Source organism: Hyphomicrobiales bacterium, from assembly GCA_017642935.1.
In the GTDB taxonomy this organism is placed as follows: Bacteria; Pseudomonadota; Alphaproteobacteria; order Rhizobiales; family MH13; genus MH13.
Map to the genome: position 1 here is coordinate 905,531 of JAEPOK010000002.1, position 16,970 is coordinate 922,500.

Below are 16,970 nucleotides of genomic sequence, written 5' to 3' on the forward strand. Positions count from 1 at the left end.
GCAGCGTATCCGGGGCTAGCTAGAAGGCTAAGCCTTGTTGTTCGGGTTCATCCACCCGCAATATACCTAGAAGCTGCCAAGTCTGTGGGCGGCTCATCATATTGCCCAGACAGAAAACCATTCCCTTTTGCGGGTAGTCTTCATTGAACGTGTGATCCATCCAGCTCAGTGTTTTCTCGTCTGAGCCTAAACGTTGGCGGCCGTTGAAGAACATGGCATGCGCTTCCCAATCGCCGTTGGTGAAGTTGTGGCTCCCATCTGCATCGTCGAATCGAAACTTGAACTCGTAAGGCGAGGGTTCGATAGCTGCCAATTCTTTATCAAAGATTCCAAGTTGCGATGCAGCATCTTTATACCTTTGGCGTTCTGCTTGAACATCGCTCATTGATTTGGATTTCCAAGAAAACCGCGCGTTCTTCGGGCGGATGATCGCCAACGATCTGCCGGCAGTGATCGCTTCGCTTATAGACTCAGCTAGAAATGGCTCGAGAAATGTCGCCCTTTCCGCTTTGGGCATCTGACCGTCGATGCTGATGCTGTCTTCCATCACGTGACAGCTTTCCGACCGACTGTCGCGGGTCGGCTTCCGGAATTTGAAATAGACGGAATCCCAGCGCTTAAATGATTTCTCACCTGATAGATGTCGAAACCTGATGGGGAACAGCCGCTTCAGTTCGCCATAGCTGGTTATTCCAGCGCAACACACCGTCTCGCCGTGGGTTTGGCTACGCTGCGGCAGCGCTTTCACTAGGATGAAAACTCGGCATTCTTGAAGCGTTACGGACATAGCAATCCGGATCATCGCCGTAGAGGTTGAAGCGCTGCAAATCAGCAGCCTCAATCAATCGGTCTGCCACTATTGATCTGTGACAGTATCGAGCTTCGCGCTCAAAGCACAAGAGGCAGGTTGGCTGAATTAAGACGACGCGCAGAAGTTTATCGAGTTCTACCTGTGCTTCATCCGTTTCTATATGCGTGTTGTAAATCTTCTCGAACAACCCATAGTCGCCACGCCTCGCAGCTTCTCGGCCTGGCTTAGGGTCCCCAAGTTTTGGGAAATGGAGGTACTCAATTCCCTCCTTATCGAGGCGCTCGCGAAGTTTGTTCTTTGAAAAGCCCTTTTTTCGCGAGATGGGCACGGCCCTCACATCTGCCAACCGCTTTATGCCGATCAGCTTCAATGAACGAATAAATCGTTCAATATCAGTGCCTTCGTAGCCAATCGTGTATACGATGCTCATGAGTAGCCTTTGATTGTGAAGCGCGCTTCTCCTGCGTCTTGGTTAACAATATGTCAAGCAAACGTTAAGGGGGCCTTAAGCTACCTCCTACCTCCTACCTCCTACCTCCTACCTCCTACCTCCTTCATCGTCTCGGTGCGCATTTCAGCCGTTTTCCCAAGCGTCGTCCGTCTGCGCGGTGTGCAGGTCATAATCGGCTTGCAGGCTGAGCCACATATCCAGCCTTTGACAGTCGGGTCTGGTGAATAGGCCCAACGTGCTCTGAACTTTACTGAGCGGGTTACTACGACTTCAAACAGTGTGGGCGCTTCTTTATCGCTCTGATGACATTAGATTTGTCTGATCAATCAGTTTGTTTGGATAACGTCATGCGCTGCGGTACCCCCCGAACCAAAGATACACCTGCAACGATTTTTGGAGCCAGAGAGCAGCCCGCTAGCGCTACACCTGCGCCATGACGGCAGCGATTGAAGGCTATCTGTTTTACGAAATTGCTGCGCTTCTGGTCCTCGCTGCCGGGGTCGGATTTATCGGCCTGTTGCTGCGCCAGCCATTGATCGTCAGCTTCATTGCGGTCGGCATTCTTGCTGGCCCCTCTTTCCTCAACATTGCCAGGTCCGACCAGCAGATCGATTTACTCGCCGAGCTTGGCATTGCGGTGCTTTTGTTCCTGGTTGGGCTGAAACTGGACTTCAATCTGGTGCGCACGCTCGGCCCTGTCGCGCTGGTCACCGGTCTTGGCCAGGTGGTCTTCACCACCGTCTTTGGTTTCCTCATCGCGCTGGCGCTGGGGCTTGATGCGATGACCGCGTTTTACGTCGCCATCGCGCTCACCTTTTCCTCGACCATCATCATTGTGAAGCTGCTGTCCGACAAGCGCGAGATCGACGCGTTGCACGGGCGGATCGCGCTGGGATTTTTAATTGTGCAGGACGTGGTCGTGGTCGTCGCTATGATCGCGCTCTCGGCGATCGGCGTCAGCAACGCGGCTGGTGAGAGCGGCGCGGTCACCGACGTTCTTTGGGTGCTTGGCTATGGGCTGGCGATGCTGGGCGCGGTCGTTGTGTTTATCCGCTATGTGGCCAATCCTTTGGTGGAGCAGCTGTCGCGCGCGCCAGAGCTTCTGGTCTCGTTCGCCATCGGCTGGGCGGCGCTGCTGGCGGCGGTCGGACACTATCTGGGATTTGGCAAAGAACTGGGCGGCCTTCTCGCGGGCGTCTCGCTCGCCTCGACGCCATTCCGTGAGGCCATTGCGGCGCGGCTTGCCTCGCTGCGCGATTTTCTGCTGCTCTTTTTCTTCATCGCATTGGGAGCCTCTTTGGACCTTTCTGTTCTGGGCGCAAGCGTTGGTCCGGCGATTGTGCTGTCGCTGTTCGTGTTGATCGGCAATCCCCTGATCGTGCTGATCATCATGAGCGCCATGGGCTATCGAAAACGAACCGGCTTGCTGGCGGGGTTGACGGTGGCGCAGATCAGCGAGTTCTCGCTCATCTTCATGGCCATGGGCGTTGCCATTGGGCACGTTGCTGACGATGCGCTGGGTCTTGTTACGCTGGTCGGGCTCATCACCATTGCAGCCTCAACCTACATGATCACCTATTCGCACGAGCTCTACGACAAGCTGGAGCCGTTCCTTGGAATCTTCGAACGGAAACGTCGCAACATCGCGGTTGATGAGGGCGCAGCGCAGGCGCAACGCCATGATGTGATCCTGTTCGGACTGGGGCGGTATGGCCTGGCCATCGCCCGCGCCCTTGAGATGGAGGGCAAGACGGTTCTTGGTGTCGATTTCAGCCCGGAGGCCGTGCGCTTTGCGCAGGCGCGTGGCCTGAAGGCCGTCTATGGCGATGCGTCCGATCCTGAGTTTCTCTCGCACCTGTCGATTGAGAATGCCGATTGGTTGGTCTTGGCCGTGCCGGAACATGCGACGGGGCTGACGCATTACGATCCCCGGCTGACGCTGCTGCGAACCGCGCGTGATCTTGGCTACAAGGGTCGGGTGGCCGTCGCCGCCCATCACGACCAAGACAACCAAGCTCTGCAGGCGTTGCACGCTGACCTTGTGCTCATGCCATTTCGCGATGCGGCCTCAGCGGCGGCTACTATGATTTTGGACGGCGATGCGCCTGCCGCCACTGGTGCCGACGATCCAACCCAGCAGCGCGAACTGGTTCCCTGAGCGCTCCGCCCCGCTGGCCCGGCCTGCGAGATTGATCTCGGGTTGATGTCCGTCAACGGGCGCCGCCCATGCCTTTTCTATGTCTCCTCCCACAGCAGATGGTCGGCAATTGGCGAGCGGAAGCGATGAGCATGGAGGCAAAAATGGTGCGTGTGATCGCGGTTATGGTAGCGTTTTTAAGCTCGGTGCAGCTGGCGCAGGCGTGCCTTAGTCCGGGCGAAGAGATCTACGACCCCGGCGAGTACGTCGCTCGCTTTTACGAGTGTCCGAGCCTGTCCGATGTCGGGCAACTCGCTCTGGCAGAGGACTTACTCGCCCGCTGGAACCGAGCGGTGGCTAACGACCTAATCGATCAGCCCTTTGTCATCATGGGCAATGACTATGAGATCACCGATCTCAGCGTGCTGGAACATGCGGTGCGCACGCCGAACCCGCGCTCGATCGAGATCGTGATCCGGGCGCGTTTCAAGAATTTCGGCGAACCGCAAACCATTGATTGGCTGTTCTTCGACGACCTTTCCGATGAGGCCCCCTTTGTGATCGTCGATATCCAGGGCGTATCGCCCTTCACCTACAGTCTGGCGGATACGCTGCGGTCGTTCGGTAAGTAGGTGTGCTCCGGATCGAAGCTTGGCTCTGCAGGGCGTGGCACACCCACCCCTTTGTCCTCAGTCCCTGTGGCAAAGCCGCGAGCCAATAAAAAACGGCGCAGCCTAGGCCACGCCGTTTCTATCTTTGTTTCCTGCCAAGCGCCGAAAGGCGCAGGTGGAAATCAGTCAGCCAGCTGGATCGTGCTGACAGCGGTTTTGCCGCTGCGCTGATCGACTTCAGTTTCATAAGAAACCTTTTGGCCGTCAGACAGGGTGCTGATGCCAGCGCGCTCGAGCGCTGTGGCGTGGACGAAAACATCCGTCTGGCCATCATCAGGTTGAATGAAGCCGAAACCTTTTTGGCTGTTGTAGAATTTGACTGTTCCGTTTGTCATAGAATGTCCTTTCATCAATGACGTATGCGGCGCGTCAAGCGCGCGTCATTGCGTGCCTGCTGCCTTTTCGAACAATGTAGAGATGCTTGAAAAGTGCGCTGCCATCGATGATGGGCGAAAAAGACAAGACCAGTATCACGTGTCGACACCCGTCAGTAGGGACTAACTGTGTGGAAAGCAAGGCGGGTCTTGCTTTCAGCGCTGCTGCCACACCATCCTTGCGTTGACTTCCGTCAATTTGGCCGCCCGAGTGCGAACTAACGTCCATCACCTAACTCTAATGAATGTGAGGGAGGATGATGATGAAGATTGGATCGCTTGCACTGGCCATTTGCTGCACCGTGGCGCTTCCGGCTGCCGCCAATGCGCAGAGTATTGGGCAGCAGGAGTATATGGATAGCTGCGCCCAATGCCATGGCGGCTCGGGCATGGGTGACGGGCCTTTGGCGGGATATCTGAACGCCACGCTTCCCGATCTGACGATGATTCAAGCCAACAATGGTGGCGTCTTTCCCGTCACTGATGTGTTCCGGCTGATCGATGGATCGGGCACGAGCGGGGTGCACGGCACCAGCGACATGCCCGCCTGGGGTAGTCGTTTTCAGACCCGTGGTGCGTTGGTGGCCAATCCTGACTTTCAGGAAGAAGAGGCCAAGACCTATGCGCAGTTCAGGATCCTGGCGCTGGTTGAGTATCTGGCGAGTATCCAGCAGCAGGAGTGACCGGGACCCGGGCTTACCCGTCCTCGGTCGTGATCATGGCAGCCTGACGCTGGGGATCAGTGCATGTCATGATCGAACAGGAAGGCCCCTGCTGCAATCCTTTGGACAAAGCCGCAGGGGTCTTCTTGTTGTGAGAAATGCAGCCAGGCTTTCTGCATGAAAAGGTCAGGCGCCATCTGGGCGATGATCGGATTGATCTCCTCGTCCGTGATGGTCCGATCGAGCGATGGCCGCGTGAGCAATGCGGACCGCGCGTTTGGTGGAAGGCTGCGCATCTGCATCGCATAGGCCACATATTCCTGGCTCGCCACGCAGCTGATGAAGGGGCAGGGCATGCTCTCCAACGCGGCGTGAACCAGCTCATGGACAAGAACGCTCGCGAGATAGGTTTCCGGATCGATCTGGCGCAGGGGATGATGATCATCACCCAGTTCGTTGCGCACGGCCTGCGGCGACAGCAAGGTGATGCGGTCTTGGTCGCAATGGTATTCGCCGATGCAGCCGGTCGGAAGATCTTCAACCATCTCGATCTGAAGCGGGCGATCAAGTTCGATACCGCAGGTTAAAAGGCCTTCCCGCGCATCGGACGCGATGGCGCACATTTGCGGCGCGAGCTCAGGCTCGGCCGCGATGGAAAAAACGCCGTCGGGACAGGTGATTTGAGCAACGCCTGGCGTTGCCAGAAGTCCCAGGCCGCACAATGCGCCAGCGGCACTTAGTCCTACCTTCCGACGTCTCCGGTTCATTGGCGTGGTCGTGCCCATCAAGGCATTCTTGGTGCTGATCGCCAGTGAGCTTTTGATCGCGGTCAACTGGATCTGCACTGTCGTTCTGGCGCCGCACCGCCCACGAACAGCTAACCAGAATGTGATGCATCGCCATTTGACCGTGTGAGAACTGCGCCCCTAGCCTTTGGATCAGTCAAAGCAAGGAGTGTGCGATGCGATGGATTGGCAAACTGGCGGCGTCCGGCGTGATGGCAGCTGCGATGGCGGTCGCCCCTGTGACGTTGGTACCCGCGCAAGAGATCGGCGCCGGACCCACGATTGTTGAGGCAGAGCTGCCGCTGACCGCCTTGGCCATCCTTTATCGAACGCGCAATGCCGAACGCCTGGAGCAAGTGTTTGCGGTGCTCGAAGAAAACTGGAGCGACGGCTATTACGCGCCGCTCATCGAGACCACTGCCTTCACCAGCAATTGGGTGGCGCGGCTTGCCACGTTCGACTTTCTTGAGCGCATGAGCGGCCAATCGTTGGGCGCTGATTCCCAAGCCTGGTTTCAATGGCTGTGGAACCAGCCGGAGGCGATCACCGCCGACTATGCCGACTTCAAATCGCTGATCTATCGGTTGGTGGACCCGCGCTTTGAGACCTATTTCGCCGGACGGACCGACAGCGCCCGCATTCGCTTGGACGAAATCCGCTGGGGCGGGGTGGTGCAGGACGGCATTCCACCGCTGCGTCAGCCTGAGATGCTGGCTGCCGACGAGGCCGACTATCTGGACGACAGCAACACCGTTTTCGGACTGGAGATCAACGGCGACGCGCGGGCCTATCCGCAGCGCATTCTTGCCTGGCACGAGATGTTCGTCGACACGATCGGCGGGGTCGAGATTGCTGGCGTTTATTGCACCCTGTGCGGCACGGTGATCCCGTATCGCACGACCGTCGATGGCACCAACCATGTTATGGGCACGTCGGGGTTTCTCTATCGATCGAACAAGCTGATGTACGATCAGGCGACCCAGAGCCTGTGGAGCACGATGCGCGGTGAACCCGTCGTCGGGCCGCTGGTCGATCAAGGCATCGTCATGGAGTCCGAGCCCATTGTGACCACCACCTGGGGCGCGTGGCGCCAACGCCATCCCGACACCACAGTGCTTTCGCTCAACACGGGGCACACGCGCGACTATGGCGAGGGCGTTGCCTATCAGCAGTACTTCGCCACCGATGAGCTGATGTTCAACACGCCGTTTAACAATGACGATCTCGACAACAAGCAGGAGGTTCTGGGCTTGCGCTTTCCCGGCGCTCCTGGCGATCAGTTGGCCGTAGATACCGCGTTCCTCGCTGACAACCCGATCTACACCGCCGATGTCGGCTTCCAGCAGATCGTCATCTTCACTGATTCAAGTGGCGCCAACCGCGTCTATGATCCGCAAGGGGTGAGATTTGCCAGCTATGATGGTGATGCCGGGATCGTTGATGATGAGGGCGCCCGATGGACGCTTACCGAAGACGCGCTGACCGCCGAAGATGGTCGCTCCTTGCCGCGGCTTCCCGCGCACCGCGCCTTCTGGTTCGGCTGGCATGCAGCGTTTCCTGAAACGCGCTTGGTGATGTGATCCAGCCCTAGCTCTCAAGAACGTCGCGCCAGCTGTGCTTGGGCTGGTATCCCACCAGCTTTTTGGCCTTGGCGTTGGAATAGAAAGTTTCAAACTCGCCCATGTCGCCGACCGGCACGCCCTGGTAAAAGCGATCGATCAACTCGTGCGTTGTCGCGCCGACTGAATGATCGTCATTGGAGACGTTGAAGACCTCATAGCCTAGGCCGTCAGTCTTCAAGCAGCGATCGACCATGTGGCCAAGATCGCGGGCATCGATGTAGGCGAAGAAGTTGCGGCGGCGTAATGCGGGATCGGCGAGATAGGCCGGGAAGTGTTCGGCATATTCATGCGGCTCAATCACATTGTTGATGCGTAGGCCATAGATGTCGACGCCAGAGCGTTTCTGAAAGCTGCGCGCGGTTGCCTCGTTGACGACCTTGGACATGGCGTAGCTGTCTTCCGGTACGGTTGGATGATCCTCATCCAGCGGCAAATAGTCGGGCTTACGTTCCCCATCGGCAAAGCAGACGCCATAGGTTGTTTCGGACGAGGCAAAGATGATCTTCTTGATGCCGTATTTCACGGCAGCGTCGATGACGTTGTACGTGCCCAGCGTGTTCACCCGGTAGCACTCATTGTCCGAGGTCAGCATCAGACGCGGGATGGCCGCGAAATGGACCACGGCGTTGAACCTTGGGACGCCGGTACCGGGTTCCAACTCGTCGAACCCGGCATAGCTTGCCATTACATCGAACACCTGGCCTGCATCGGTGATGTCGGCGATGCGGTTGTCTACCTTGGGATGATCGAGCGGCAGAAGATCGAGATTGAGAACCCGGTGGCCCTGGTCAATGAGATGGGCGACGGCGTGACGCCCGGCTTTGCCTGAACCGCCGGTGAAGAGAATGCGCATGGAAGGCCTCGAAGACAGTGATCACTGCTCGGCAGCATAGCGGCTTGCAAGCGCTGCTGTCTGATCAAAAACAACGGGCGCAGAAAGGAAGCGTGCCAGCGTGTCGCCGCCACGCTTCCTTGGCTTTCAGTTTCTGGTTGGAGGGTCAGGCAGCAACTGCCTTGCGCAGGCTGGCGAAATGCTCGTCCCAGCCAGCGTCGAGGGCAAGCAGCATCCGGCCGGTAATCTCGCCAGCGGCTTCTCTCACCCCTTCATGAGTCAGGTGCAGGCGCGTTCCGCCTGCGGCCTCTTCAAGTACCCAGGTCACGGTCGTCGACTTGTCGCCGAAGGGTTCGATGCAGAAGGTGGTGACCAACCGGTTGGGCGCATCCATCTCCAGGACCTCGCCATAGATCTGCGGAACTTTGTTCCCTGCATCATCGATCCGGTAGAGCGTGTAGTTTTCGCCCAGAGCCAGATCGGCGTCGGACAGGTGGAACCACGTCCCGAGCTTGGACTTGTCGGTCAGGAACGACCAAACCGTCTCTCGCGAGGCGGCAAAGAAAACTGTCTTGGTGATGATGCTTGTGTCGGTACCATCGTTCATGGGTTTCATAAGCATGGGTTTTTCTCACTTCTTGGTTGGTTTGTCCTGGTTCTTGGCGGCTTCTTCGGCTTCGACCACGTGCTGCAACTGCGCCAAGCGCTCGTCCCAGAAGCGGTTGAAGTGATTGAGCCAGTCGGCGACGGATTTAAGCGCCAGCGGCTCAAGCCGATTGATCCGCTCTCGGCCCTTGGGATGCACCGAGATCAAGTCGCCCTCGGAAAGAATGGTCAGGTGCTTTTTTACAGCCGCGCGGGTCATGTCGAACTGGGCGGCGACCTCAGCGATGGTCATGTCCTGCTCACCGAGATGAAGCAGGATTTTCCGCCGCGTCGGATCAGCGAGCGCGCGGAACGCGCCTTGCACGATCTCCGGTGGCGGCGGGGCCGCGGCCAAGGTGTCGGATTGGATCATAGGCCTGCCTTTTATAATACCAAACGGTATCATTAAATATGACACTAAAAGGTATCATGTCAAGCTCAGGGCCAGATCCTGGCTGTAACTCACAGTGAGCAACACAGCGTGTTCGCCTGCCGCGACCTCGCCGCAAAACGGTGCAGATCGAGCCACATTCAGACGCCAGTTTGCATCCCGTGCTCGGCGCGGTGGCAGCGGATAGCCGCAGCGGGCACGGGCACCGGGATGGCCAGATTGGTGGTTTGCGCACCCTCACAACCAAAGGCCTTGCCCGGTGCCCATCCTCCCAAATGATCCGCGACCATCCGCGTCTTACCTAAAGGAGACACACGATGATCAAACGTACTTATGGATTTCTTCGCACCTGGAAAATGGCCCTGCTTTCGGGCGGGCTAACGCTCGGTGTGGCCCTCTCGCCCTATATGGCGCAAGCACAGGACGCACCCGGCTTTTCCGACGTCGACCAAAATGTCGATGGCGTGGTGAGCGAGGATGAATTCCTCATGGCCATGCCGGAAGCCACAGCCGAAACCTTCGCGTCGGCGGATGTGAATGGAGACACCGTTCTCACCCAGGACGAGTATGAGGCTATGGCGGCCATGATGGAATAACCCATCTTGGGCTGGCCCGACCGTCAGGTCGGGCCAGCTTTCAAAACAGTGGATTTGTATCCCCCCGAGCCCCATGAGCCGAAAAACGGTTGCGGGGGCTGCACCCTGGATGGCCGCCCCGCCATCTGGGGTGTTTTTGCATTGCGTTTCGGCGTGCCGTCTTTATCGGCTAGCAATTGCGGGACAATCGACGTAAAGGAGCGCAACCTCCGAGATTTGAAAAGTGAACCCGTATGGCCAATCCTTCGGCTCCGGCGTCTGAAGCGCTGCGCAATATTGCCATTATCGCCCATGTCGATCATGGCAAAACCACCCTAATTGACGTGCTTCTGCGCGAGTCCGGCCTGTTTCGTGACAACGAGCAAGTGGCCGAACGCGCGATGGATTCCAATGATTTGGAACGCGAGCGCGGCATCACCATTCTTGCCAAGGTCACCTCGCTGACCTGGCAGGAAAACCGCATCAACATTGTCGACACACCTGGCCACGCCGATTTTGGCGGCGAGGTGGAGCGCATTTTGCACATGGTCGACGGTGTGATCCTGCTGGTGGATGCCGCCGAGGGGCCGATGCCGCAGACCAAGTTCGTCCTCTCCAAAGCGCTGAAACTTGGCCTCAAACCCATTGTTGCGATCAACAAGATCGATAAGCCTGAAAGCCGGCCCGATGCTGTGCTTGATGAAGTGTTTGATCTGTTCGCAGCGCTGGATGCCACCGACGAGCAGCTCGATTTCCCCGTCCTATACGGTTCTGCGAAACAAGGCTGGATGGCGCGCGATGCCGAAGGCCCCAAAGACGACATGACGCCATTGTTTGAGCTGGTGATGGATCATGTTCCAGCACCTGCCACCGAGGAAGGTCCGTTCCGTCTGCTGGCCACCACGCTCTCGGCAAACCCCTATCTCGGGCGCATTCTCACCGGTCGCATCGCCTCTGGCACGTTGAAGGCCAATATGCCGATCAAGGCATTGCGCCGCGACGGTACGCAGATCGAAGCCGGGCGCGCCTCGAAGGTCATGACGTTCAAGGGCCTCGACATGGTGCCGGTGGACGAGGCTCATGCCGGTGACATTGTTGCGTTGGCCGGTCTTGCCGAAGCGACTGTTGCCGACACCATTTGCGATCCGCAGGTAAAACAGCCGATCGAAGCCCAGCCGATCGATCCGCCGACGCTTTCCATGACTTTCATGGTCAATGATAGCCCGCTTGCCGGCCGCGAAGGCGACAAGCTGCAAAGCCGTGTGATCCGTGCCCGCCTGATGGCTGAGGCCGAAGGCAACGTCGCCCTGCACATCGAAGAGGGTGAAAACAAAGACGCGTTTATCGTTTCCGGACGTGGCGAGCTGCAACTGGCCGTGTTGATCGAAACGATGCGTCGCGAAGGGTTTGAGTTGGGCGTGTCGCGCCCTCAAGTCGTGTTCCAGAAGGATGAAAACGGCACGCTCTTGGAGCCCATCGAAGAAGTGACCGTCGATGTGGACGAGGAGTTCTCCGGCACCGTGGTGCAGAAGATCGCCGAACGACGCGGCGATCTCGTCGAGATGACACCGTCGGGCGGTGGCAAGCAACGGCTGGTGCTGCACGTGCCGACGCGCGGGTTGATCGGCTATCACGGCGAGTTTCTGACTGACACGCGTGGCACCGGCATCATGAACCGAGCCTTCCTTGAGTATGCGCCGCACAAGGGCACCATCAAAGACCGCCACACCGGTGTGCTCATCTCCATGAGCCAAGGCGATGCGGTGGCCTATGCGCTGTGGAATCTGGAAGATCGCGGACCGATGATGATCCAGCCGGGCACGCCGGTTTATGAGGGCATGATCATTGGCGAGCACACGCGCGGCAATGATCTGGAAGTCAACGTCTTGAAGGGTAAGCAGCTCACCAATATGCGTGCTTCGGGCAAAGACGAAGCGGTGCGGCTGACGACGCCGATCCAGATGACGCTGGAAAAAGCGCTGGCCTACATCAGCGATGATGAGCTGGTGGAGGTGACGCCGAACGCGGTGCGCCTGCGCAAGCGCTTCCTTGATCCGCACGAGCGTAAGCGCGCGGCGAAGGCGAAAGCCGCCGCCTAAAAAACGGCGGAAGAGACGGGCGCTTGCCCGTCTCACTTTTGATCTAAGGGCGAAAAGCGCCTTGCGTTTTCGTCAATTGCTCCTAGGCTCTCCTTATGAGCCTTGACCAGATCACGATCAGGCCTGCCGAAACCCGCGATGCGACCGCCGTGGCGGACGTGCATGATCGAGCTTGGCGCGGCGCGTATCGCGGCATTATTCCCGGTGTGGCGCTAGAACGCATGGTCGAACGGCGCGGGCCGCTCTGGTGGGCGCGCCTGATCCGCCATCAACGCAGCGTTTTGGTTTTGGAAGTGCAAGGCACGATTGCCGGGTACGCGACGCTTGGCGCCAACCGGTCGAAAACGCTGCGTGTGCATGGCGAGATCTATGAGCTTTACATCGACCCGGCCTATCAGGGGCTGGGCTTCGGAGCCCGCCTGTTCAATGCGGCACGCGACCGGTTGAAAGCCGCAAGGCTCGGACACTTCGTCGTCTGGGCGCTTGAGGACAACGCCTCGGCGATTGGCTTTTATCAGGCAATGGGCGGCGAGCCGGTGGCCCATGGTGTTGAAACCTTCGGCCCAACCCAACCATCCGTCCGCGACAGCGTCGGTGATGGCGGCACGCAGGCCGCGGTGCACCTTGCCGGGCAGTGTCGCAAGCTAGCCTTCATCTGGGGAACCGGCGAGACGCGCTGACGCTCGCTGGCATGTGCTTTTCGACCTTTGGCCGTTAGCCCTCTTGCTTAAGGCATCGACGCGCCGGCGCTGATAGGGTCGCGGCCACGACACCATCCCCTTAGCGGAGCTGCGAGACCCCTATGCGCATAGAAGCCATTCCCATCGGAAAGAACCCGCCGCACGATGTGAACGTGATCATTGAAGTGCCGATCGGCGGCGAGCCGATCAAATATGAGATTGAGAAGGATTCCGGCGCGCTCTTCGTTGACCGGTTCCTCTACACGCCGATGCGCTATCCAGGCAATTACGGGTTTGTGCCGCACACGCTGTCTGCAGACGGCGACCCAATTGACGTGGTGGTCTGCAACACGCGTCCCATCGTGCCGGGCGCGGTGATGAACTGCCGAGTGGTCGGTGCGCTGGTGATGGAAGATGATGGTGGTGGCGATGAGAAGCTGGTGGCGGTGCCAACTGAAAAGCTGACCAGCCGTTATGACGGCGTGCAGAACTACACCGACCTACCTACCATCCTGACCAGCCAGATCGAGCATTTCTTCTCCCACTATAAGGACCTTGAGCCCAACAAATGGGTGAAGATTGAACGGTGGGCCGGTGTCGATGAAGCCAAGGACATGGTGCGCGAGGCCATTGAGCGGGCAAAATCCGGCGGTTGATCGATGTAGTCTGAGGTTTCCTTAGGGCGCTTTCGGGCGCCCTTTGTCATCTCTGCCCGGTGGCGACGGCCCGTCCGATTGATGCTGCGCAACCCGGACATGACAGATTTGTGACACTCTGGGCTAAGGTGGTCCAATTGGGAGGTGACCATGATTAGCCTAGAAGACATGGTGGGCATGAGCGGGTTGAGCGAGGAAGAAATTCTCGCCATCGCCGAGCATGAACACGTACCGCCAAGCGTCGCGACAAACCTCGGTTCCTATCTGTCAGGCAACCATGAAGGGTTGTCGCGGGTGCGCGATATGATCATCGACGATATTCGCATCGCGCAGGCTCAAGGCAATACCGCGCATGAGCGCGAGCTGTTGCATGTGCTGCATCATTTTCTGCGTGAGAACCCAGACGAGCGCCCGAACGTGCATCCGTGGAGCGCGGTGTTTTAGCGCCAGCGCTAGAAAACGTTCGGGTAGGCGTAGCGCACGATCAGCTGCTGCAAGAAGAAGATGCCAAGCAGCAGGACGATCGGTGAAATGTCGATACCGCCAAGGTTCGGCAAAAACCGACGAATGGGTCGCAGCGCGGGTTCGGTGAGCCCGTAAACGACGCGGCCGATTGTGCCGACAATCTCATTGCGCGGGTTGATGACATTGAACGCTACGAGCCAGCTGAGGATCGCCGAGATGATGATGATCCACCAGTAAAGGTTCAGTGCCAACATGATGACATCAAGGACCGCTCGCATGTTTGGCTCCACTTACCGCAAAAAGGGCCACGCAACGGCGCGGCGCATCTGATCGCTCATGTAGACAGTGGAATGCGCGCTGACAAGTGAAGCGCCGCTGATGGCGGCGCGCCACAGGTCTGTTCAATCGCGTGGGCTAGACGCCTTTGAGCAGGACGCCTGCCAACAGCACGACATAGGCAATCGTCATAATCCATACCGATGGCATCGGAATGATGGATAAAATGCCAAGCGCTGCCAGGATGCCAAGCGCGGCGATGACGAGCGAAATGATGAAGACGATCATCGTGGGAGCACTGAGATTCATGTGACTGTCCTTTGGTTCTGCGATCGGACACCCCGCGGTCCGATCAACGCCGACCTCCATGAGACGCAACACATGATGGTCGTGCGACAGTGTACTTAAGGAACCGCTTATTGGACAGGGCGCGCCCGTGTTCCGTAAGGTTAGCCGAGCGCCAGAACACCGATGTCCACAAGCAAAGGGGGCTGACTGGCAAGCGAGTGCCGTGACAGCGCCCCCGGGTCCTTATGGGTTGCGATCGACCGTATCTAATTGGCCGAGCCGATCAGCGGCGTGATGTTGCGGATGGTCACACGGCGGTTTTGTTCTTCGGCGGCCTGCGTTTCGATCTTCAGGAACCGCTCGCCATAGCCCTGAATCACCAAGTTTTCGGGCGGGACATCGTAGAAGTTGACCAAGATGCGCGCGACCGTCTCCGCGCGGCGGTCTGACAAGGCCAAGTTGGCGATGTCCGATCCGATCGCGTCGGTGTGCCCTTCGACGAGGAGCAGGGTGCTTGGATCGCGGTCAATCAAAGCAAGCGTTGCAAGCGCAATGCCTTCAAGCAACGGAACCTGGCTGCGGCGGACCGTCGCCTGGCCGGTTTCGAAGGTGATCGAATCAAGATCGACACGGCGCACGAGATCACGCACGGCGACATTCTCGCGCACTTGGCGCAGGGTGAATGCTTCGTCTAGTTCCACCACGGTTGGTGCGGCGAAGGTCTCAAAGAAGACATCGAAGTCTGCCCGTTGGGCCGGCACGACGTAGCGGTCGCGCGGGATGGTCAGCTGCAGGGGTGGTAGGTCGCGCACATCGACAAAGGCGCGATCATCGATGTTGCGGTTGTCGATGAGCACGATCTCGCGTCCATTGGGGCGAATGCGTGAGCGATATAGAATGTAGCCGCCCTCGTCGCGAATGGTGATGATCTGCGCGCCGTTGCGCCGCGTGATTGTTTCCTGGGTCAGTCCGCCACGCAGACGTTCGAAACGAACCTCCGCATCGCCATTGCGGAGCAGGCTGCTTTCGTCTCCGCGAACAAAAAATTCGCCATCCCGCTCAACGATGAGGCGGTCACCCTGATCTTCCACCACGCGTCCGCCAAGCGCGGGAATCAGGGCGCCGACAACAGCACCGACCGCGGCTGCGCCGAGAAGCTCTGCGCGGCGATCACGAGCGTCTTCGCGGCGCTGTGCTTCTTGTGCCTGAATGGTGGCGGCCTGTTCTTCGGTCGCATCGTCTGGAATGACGGAAGCGGGGCTTTCGTCGGCAACAGTTGTCGGCTCACTCGGAGTTTCCGGCGCTGGCTCGCCTGACGCGGCTTCACTCGGCGCTGGTTCGGGCGTTGGAGGCGTTTCAGCCAGATTGCCCTCCGGTGCTGGCGCTTCTGTGGGTTGTTCGTCGCTCGCAGTTGTTGTTTCAGCCGCTGGCGCGACGTCTGAATCGGCCGGCGCCTCTGTGACCGCTTCTTCGACAGTTGCTTCGACGGCCTGTTCGCCCTCAAGAGGTGTTTCTGCGAGCGGCTCCTCGACAACCAATTCTTCCGTCACCAGCTCTTGCGGCGCTTCTTCGTCCTCCGGTGCGGCTTCGGCGACCGGTTCATCCACGATAACGTCTTCGCTCACAGGCTCTTGCGAGACCAATTCCTCGGGCGCGTCAACTGGCTCGGTTGTCGCTTCGGCAGCCGGCATTTCCAGCGGCAATTCCTCAACGACCGTCTCTTCGACCGCCGTTTCATCAACAATGGGCTCGTCGATCACGCTTTCCTCGACAGGCGTTTCAGGAAGCGCTTCCAATTCGACCGGCGAATCGACATCGCACGCTGGGTCCGTTGGATTGACCGCACAGTCGATCGCCAGCGTGCCAGGGTCGATATCGACGGTTTGCGCAATGGCGAGACTTGAAGGGCCGGTAATCGGGCTCGCCATGGCCAAAGCCAGAACGATGGCGGTGGACCCACGAAAGGCTTTCGATGTCAGGGATAGGATCATCATGATTGGTTCCTCGCTGCAGCTGCGCAGAATGCCCTCCTGTGCATTGCTCTAACGCCTGATCGACACGCTTGTTCCATTGATCGTGGGGCGCCAGGTCCGCGAAGATGCAGCGCAGACATGGCAAGACCATGATCGTTTTGGGGCGCCGTGTTGCCTGCGAGCTAGCGCGGCGTTGTCTTGATCCTCTCCAAAATGGCGGAGAAATCACGGCCAGCGCCGCCCTCTTTGGCGAAGGCTTGGTAGAGCTGCCTTGCCTGTTCGCCGAGTGCGGTATCGACGTCGCTTGCCTGCGCGGCCTGTTGGCTGAGGGTGAGGTCCTTCAGCATAAGATCGGTTGCGAAGCCCGGTTTATAGTCGTTGTCGGCGGGCGTTTGCGGGCCAACTCCAGGGGCTGGACAATAGGTCGTCATCGACCAGCTCTGACCTGACGAGGCGGACACCACATCAAAGAGCGCCTGGCGGTCGAGGCCGAGGCCATCGGCCAGGGCAAAGGCCTCGCAGGTCGCAATCATCGAGATGCCCAGAATCATGTTGTTGCAGATCTTGGCGGCCTGGC

At 58.7% G+C, this 16,970-nt stretch carries 20 protein-coding genes (1 of these 20 cut by a window edge); 9 read left to right on the forward strand and 11 right to left on the reverse strand.

The annotated features are described in order from the left end of the window. Positions 1–19: 19 nt before the first annotated feature. Positions 20–691 (reverse strand): hypothetical protein, encoded by a 672-nt coding sequence (locus JJ917_13805; protein ID MBO6699901.1) that lies wholly within the window; start codon positions 689–691, stop codon positions 20–22. Between the two features lie 34 nt (positions 692–725). Next, positions 726–1,241: a DUF488 domain-containing protein gene (locus JJ917_13810; protein ID MBO6699902.1), complete on the reverse strand. Its 516-nt coding sequence runs from the start codon at positions 1,239–1,241 to the stop codon at positions 726–728. A 454-nt stretch (positions 1,242–1,695) separates the two neighbouring features. Here JJ917_13810 and JJ917_13815 point away from each other — a divergent pair, with 454 nt between their 5' ends. Together JJ917_13815 and JJ917_13820 are read left to right on the forward strand one after the other, a co-directional pair. Next, entirely contained in the window at positions 1,696–3,420 is a 1,725-nt protein-coding gene (locus JJ917_13815; protein MBO6699903.1) for a cation:proton antiporter, read from the forward strand. A gap of 143 nt (positions 3,421–3,563) precedes the next feature. Further along, positions 3,564–4,031 (forward strand): hypothetical protein, encoded by a 468-nt coding sequence (locus JJ917_13820; protein MBO6699904.1) that lies wholly within the window; start codon positions 3,564–3,566, stop codon positions 4,029–4,031. Between the two features lie 161 nt (positions 4,032–4,192). Here JJ917_13820 and JJ917_13825 read toward each other — a convergent pair whose 3' ends face one another. Beyond that, positions 4,193–4,405: a cold-shock protein gene (locus JJ917_13825; GenBank protein MBO6699905.1), complete on the reverse strand. Its 213-nt coding sequence runs from the start codon at positions 4,403–4,405 to the stop codon at positions 4,193–4,195. Positions 4,406–4,701: 296 nt separating this feature from the next. Between JJ917_13825 and JJ917_13830 the strand changes: the two genes are divergently transcribed. Then, positions 4,702–5,127, forward strand: coding sequence for a c-type cytochrome (locus JJ917_13830; GenBank protein ID MBO6699906.1), 426 nt, complete (start codon positions 4,702–4,704; stop codon positions 5,125–5,127). Between the two features lie 56 nt (positions 5,128–5,183). Here the strand turns inward: JJ917_13830 and JJ917_13835 are convergent, their stop codons facing one another. Further along, positions 5,184–5,939, reverse strand: coding sequence for a hypothetical protein (locus JJ917_13835; protein MBO6699907.1), 756 nt, complete (start codon positions 5,937–5,939; stop codon positions 5,184–5,186). Positions 5,940–6,067: 128 nt separating this feature from the next. Between JJ917_13835 and JJ917_13840 the strand changes: the two genes are divergently transcribed. Then, positions 6,068–7,471: a DUF3179 domain-containing protein gene (locus JJ917_13840; GenBank protein ID MBO6699908.1), complete on the forward strand. Its 1,404-nt coding sequence runs from the start codon at positions 6,068–6,070 to the stop codon at positions 7,469–7,471. Positions 7,472–7,478: 7 nt separating this feature from the next. Here JJ917_13840 and JJ917_13845 read toward each other — a convergent pair whose 3' ends face one another. From JJ917_13845 to JJ917_13855, 3 genes are all read right to left on the reverse strand, one after another. Next, positions 7,479–8,366 (reverse strand): NAD(P)-dependent oxidoreductase, encoded by an 888-nt coding sequence (locus JJ917_13845; GenBank protein MBO6699909.1) that lies wholly within the window; start codon positions 8,364–8,366, stop codon positions 7,479–7,481. A 145-nt stretch (positions 8,367–8,511) separates the two neighbouring features. After that, on the reverse strand, positions 8,512–8,967 hold the full coding sequence (locus JJ917_13850) for an SRPBCC domain-containing protein (protein ID MBO6699910.1): 456 nt from the start codon (positions 8,965–8,967) through the stop codon (positions 8,512–8,514). Positions 8,968–8,976: 9 nt separating this feature from the next. Continuing rightward, positions 8,977–9,363, reverse strand: coding sequence for a helix-turn-helix transcriptional regulator (locus JJ917_13855; protein MBO6699911.1), 387 nt, complete (start codon positions 9,361–9,363; stop codon positions 8,977–8,979). Positions 9,364–9,698: 335 nt separating this feature from the next. On the opposite strand from JJ917_13855, the gene JJ917_13860 reads away from it, so the two are divergent. From JJ917_13860 to JJ917_13880, 5 genes are all read left to right on the forward strand, one after another. Beyond that, positions 9,699–9,977 carry a hypothetical protein gene (locus JJ917_13860; protein ID MBO6699912.1) on the forward strand — a complete coding sequence of 93 codons (279 nt, stop codon included), beginning with the start codon at positions 9,699–9,701 and terminating at the stop codon, positions 9,975–9,977. A gap of 233 nt (positions 9,978–10,210) precedes the next feature. Further along, positions 10,211–12,055 carry a translational GTPase TypA gene (gene typA, locus JJ917_13865; protein ID MBO6699913.1) on the forward strand — a complete coding sequence of 615 codons (1,845 nt, stop codon included), beginning with the start codon at positions 10,211–10,213 and terminating at the stop codon, positions 12,053–12,055. 95 nt (positions 12,056–12,150) lie between these two features. Beyond that, positions 12,151–12,735, forward strand: a complete 585-nt coding sequence (locus JJ917_13870) for a GNAT family N-acetyltransferase (GenBank protein MBO6699914.1) — start codon at positions 12,151–12,153, stop codon at positions 12,733–12,735. A 122-nt stretch (positions 12,736–12,857) separates the two neighbouring features. Next, on the forward strand, positions 12,858–13,391 hold the full coding sequence (gene ppa / locus JJ917_13875; GenBank protein ID MBO6699915.1) for an inorganic diphosphatase: 534 nt from the start codon (positions 12,858–12,860) through the stop codon (positions 13,389–13,391). A gap of 150 nt (positions 13,392–13,541) precedes the next feature. Then, positions 13,542–13,835: a hypothetical protein gene (locus JJ917_13880; protein MBO6699916.1), complete on the forward strand. Its 294-nt coding sequence runs from the start codon at positions 13,542–13,544 to the stop codon at positions 13,833–13,835. Positions 13,836–13,843: 8 nt separating this feature from the next. Here the strand turns inward: JJ917_13880 and JJ917_13885 are convergent, their stop codons facing one another. The 4 genes from JJ917_13885 to mmsB form a co-directional block, all read right to left on the reverse strand. Beyond that, a complete protein-coding gene (locus JJ917_13885; GenBank protein ID MBO6699917.1) occupies positions 13,844–14,134 on the reverse strand; it encodes a YggT family protein in 291 nt (96 codons plus the stop codon). Between the two features lie 136 nt (positions 14,135–14,270). Next, complete coding sequence (locus tag JJ917_13890) at positions 14,271–14,441, reverse strand: hypothetical protein (GenBank protein ID MBO6699918.1); 171 nt, start codon at positions 14,439–14,441, stop codon at positions 14,271–14,273. Between the two features lie 245 nt (positions 14,442–14,686). Further along, complete coding sequence (locus JJ917_13895) at positions 14,687–16,414, reverse strand: OmpA family protein (protein MBO6699919.1); 1,728 nt, start codon at positions 16,412–16,414, stop codon at positions 14,687–14,689. A gap of 161 nt (positions 16,415–16,575) precedes the next feature. Next, positions 16,576–16,970, reverse strand: the 3' portion of a protein-coding gene (gene mmsB / locus JJ917_13900) for a 3-hydroxyisobutyrate dehydrogenase (protein ID MBO6699920.1). Its footprint extends 472 nt past the window's final position; 395 of the gene's 867 nt are visible here — the last part of the coding sequence; the start codon falls outside the window, past its right edge; its stop codon occupies positions 16,576–16,578.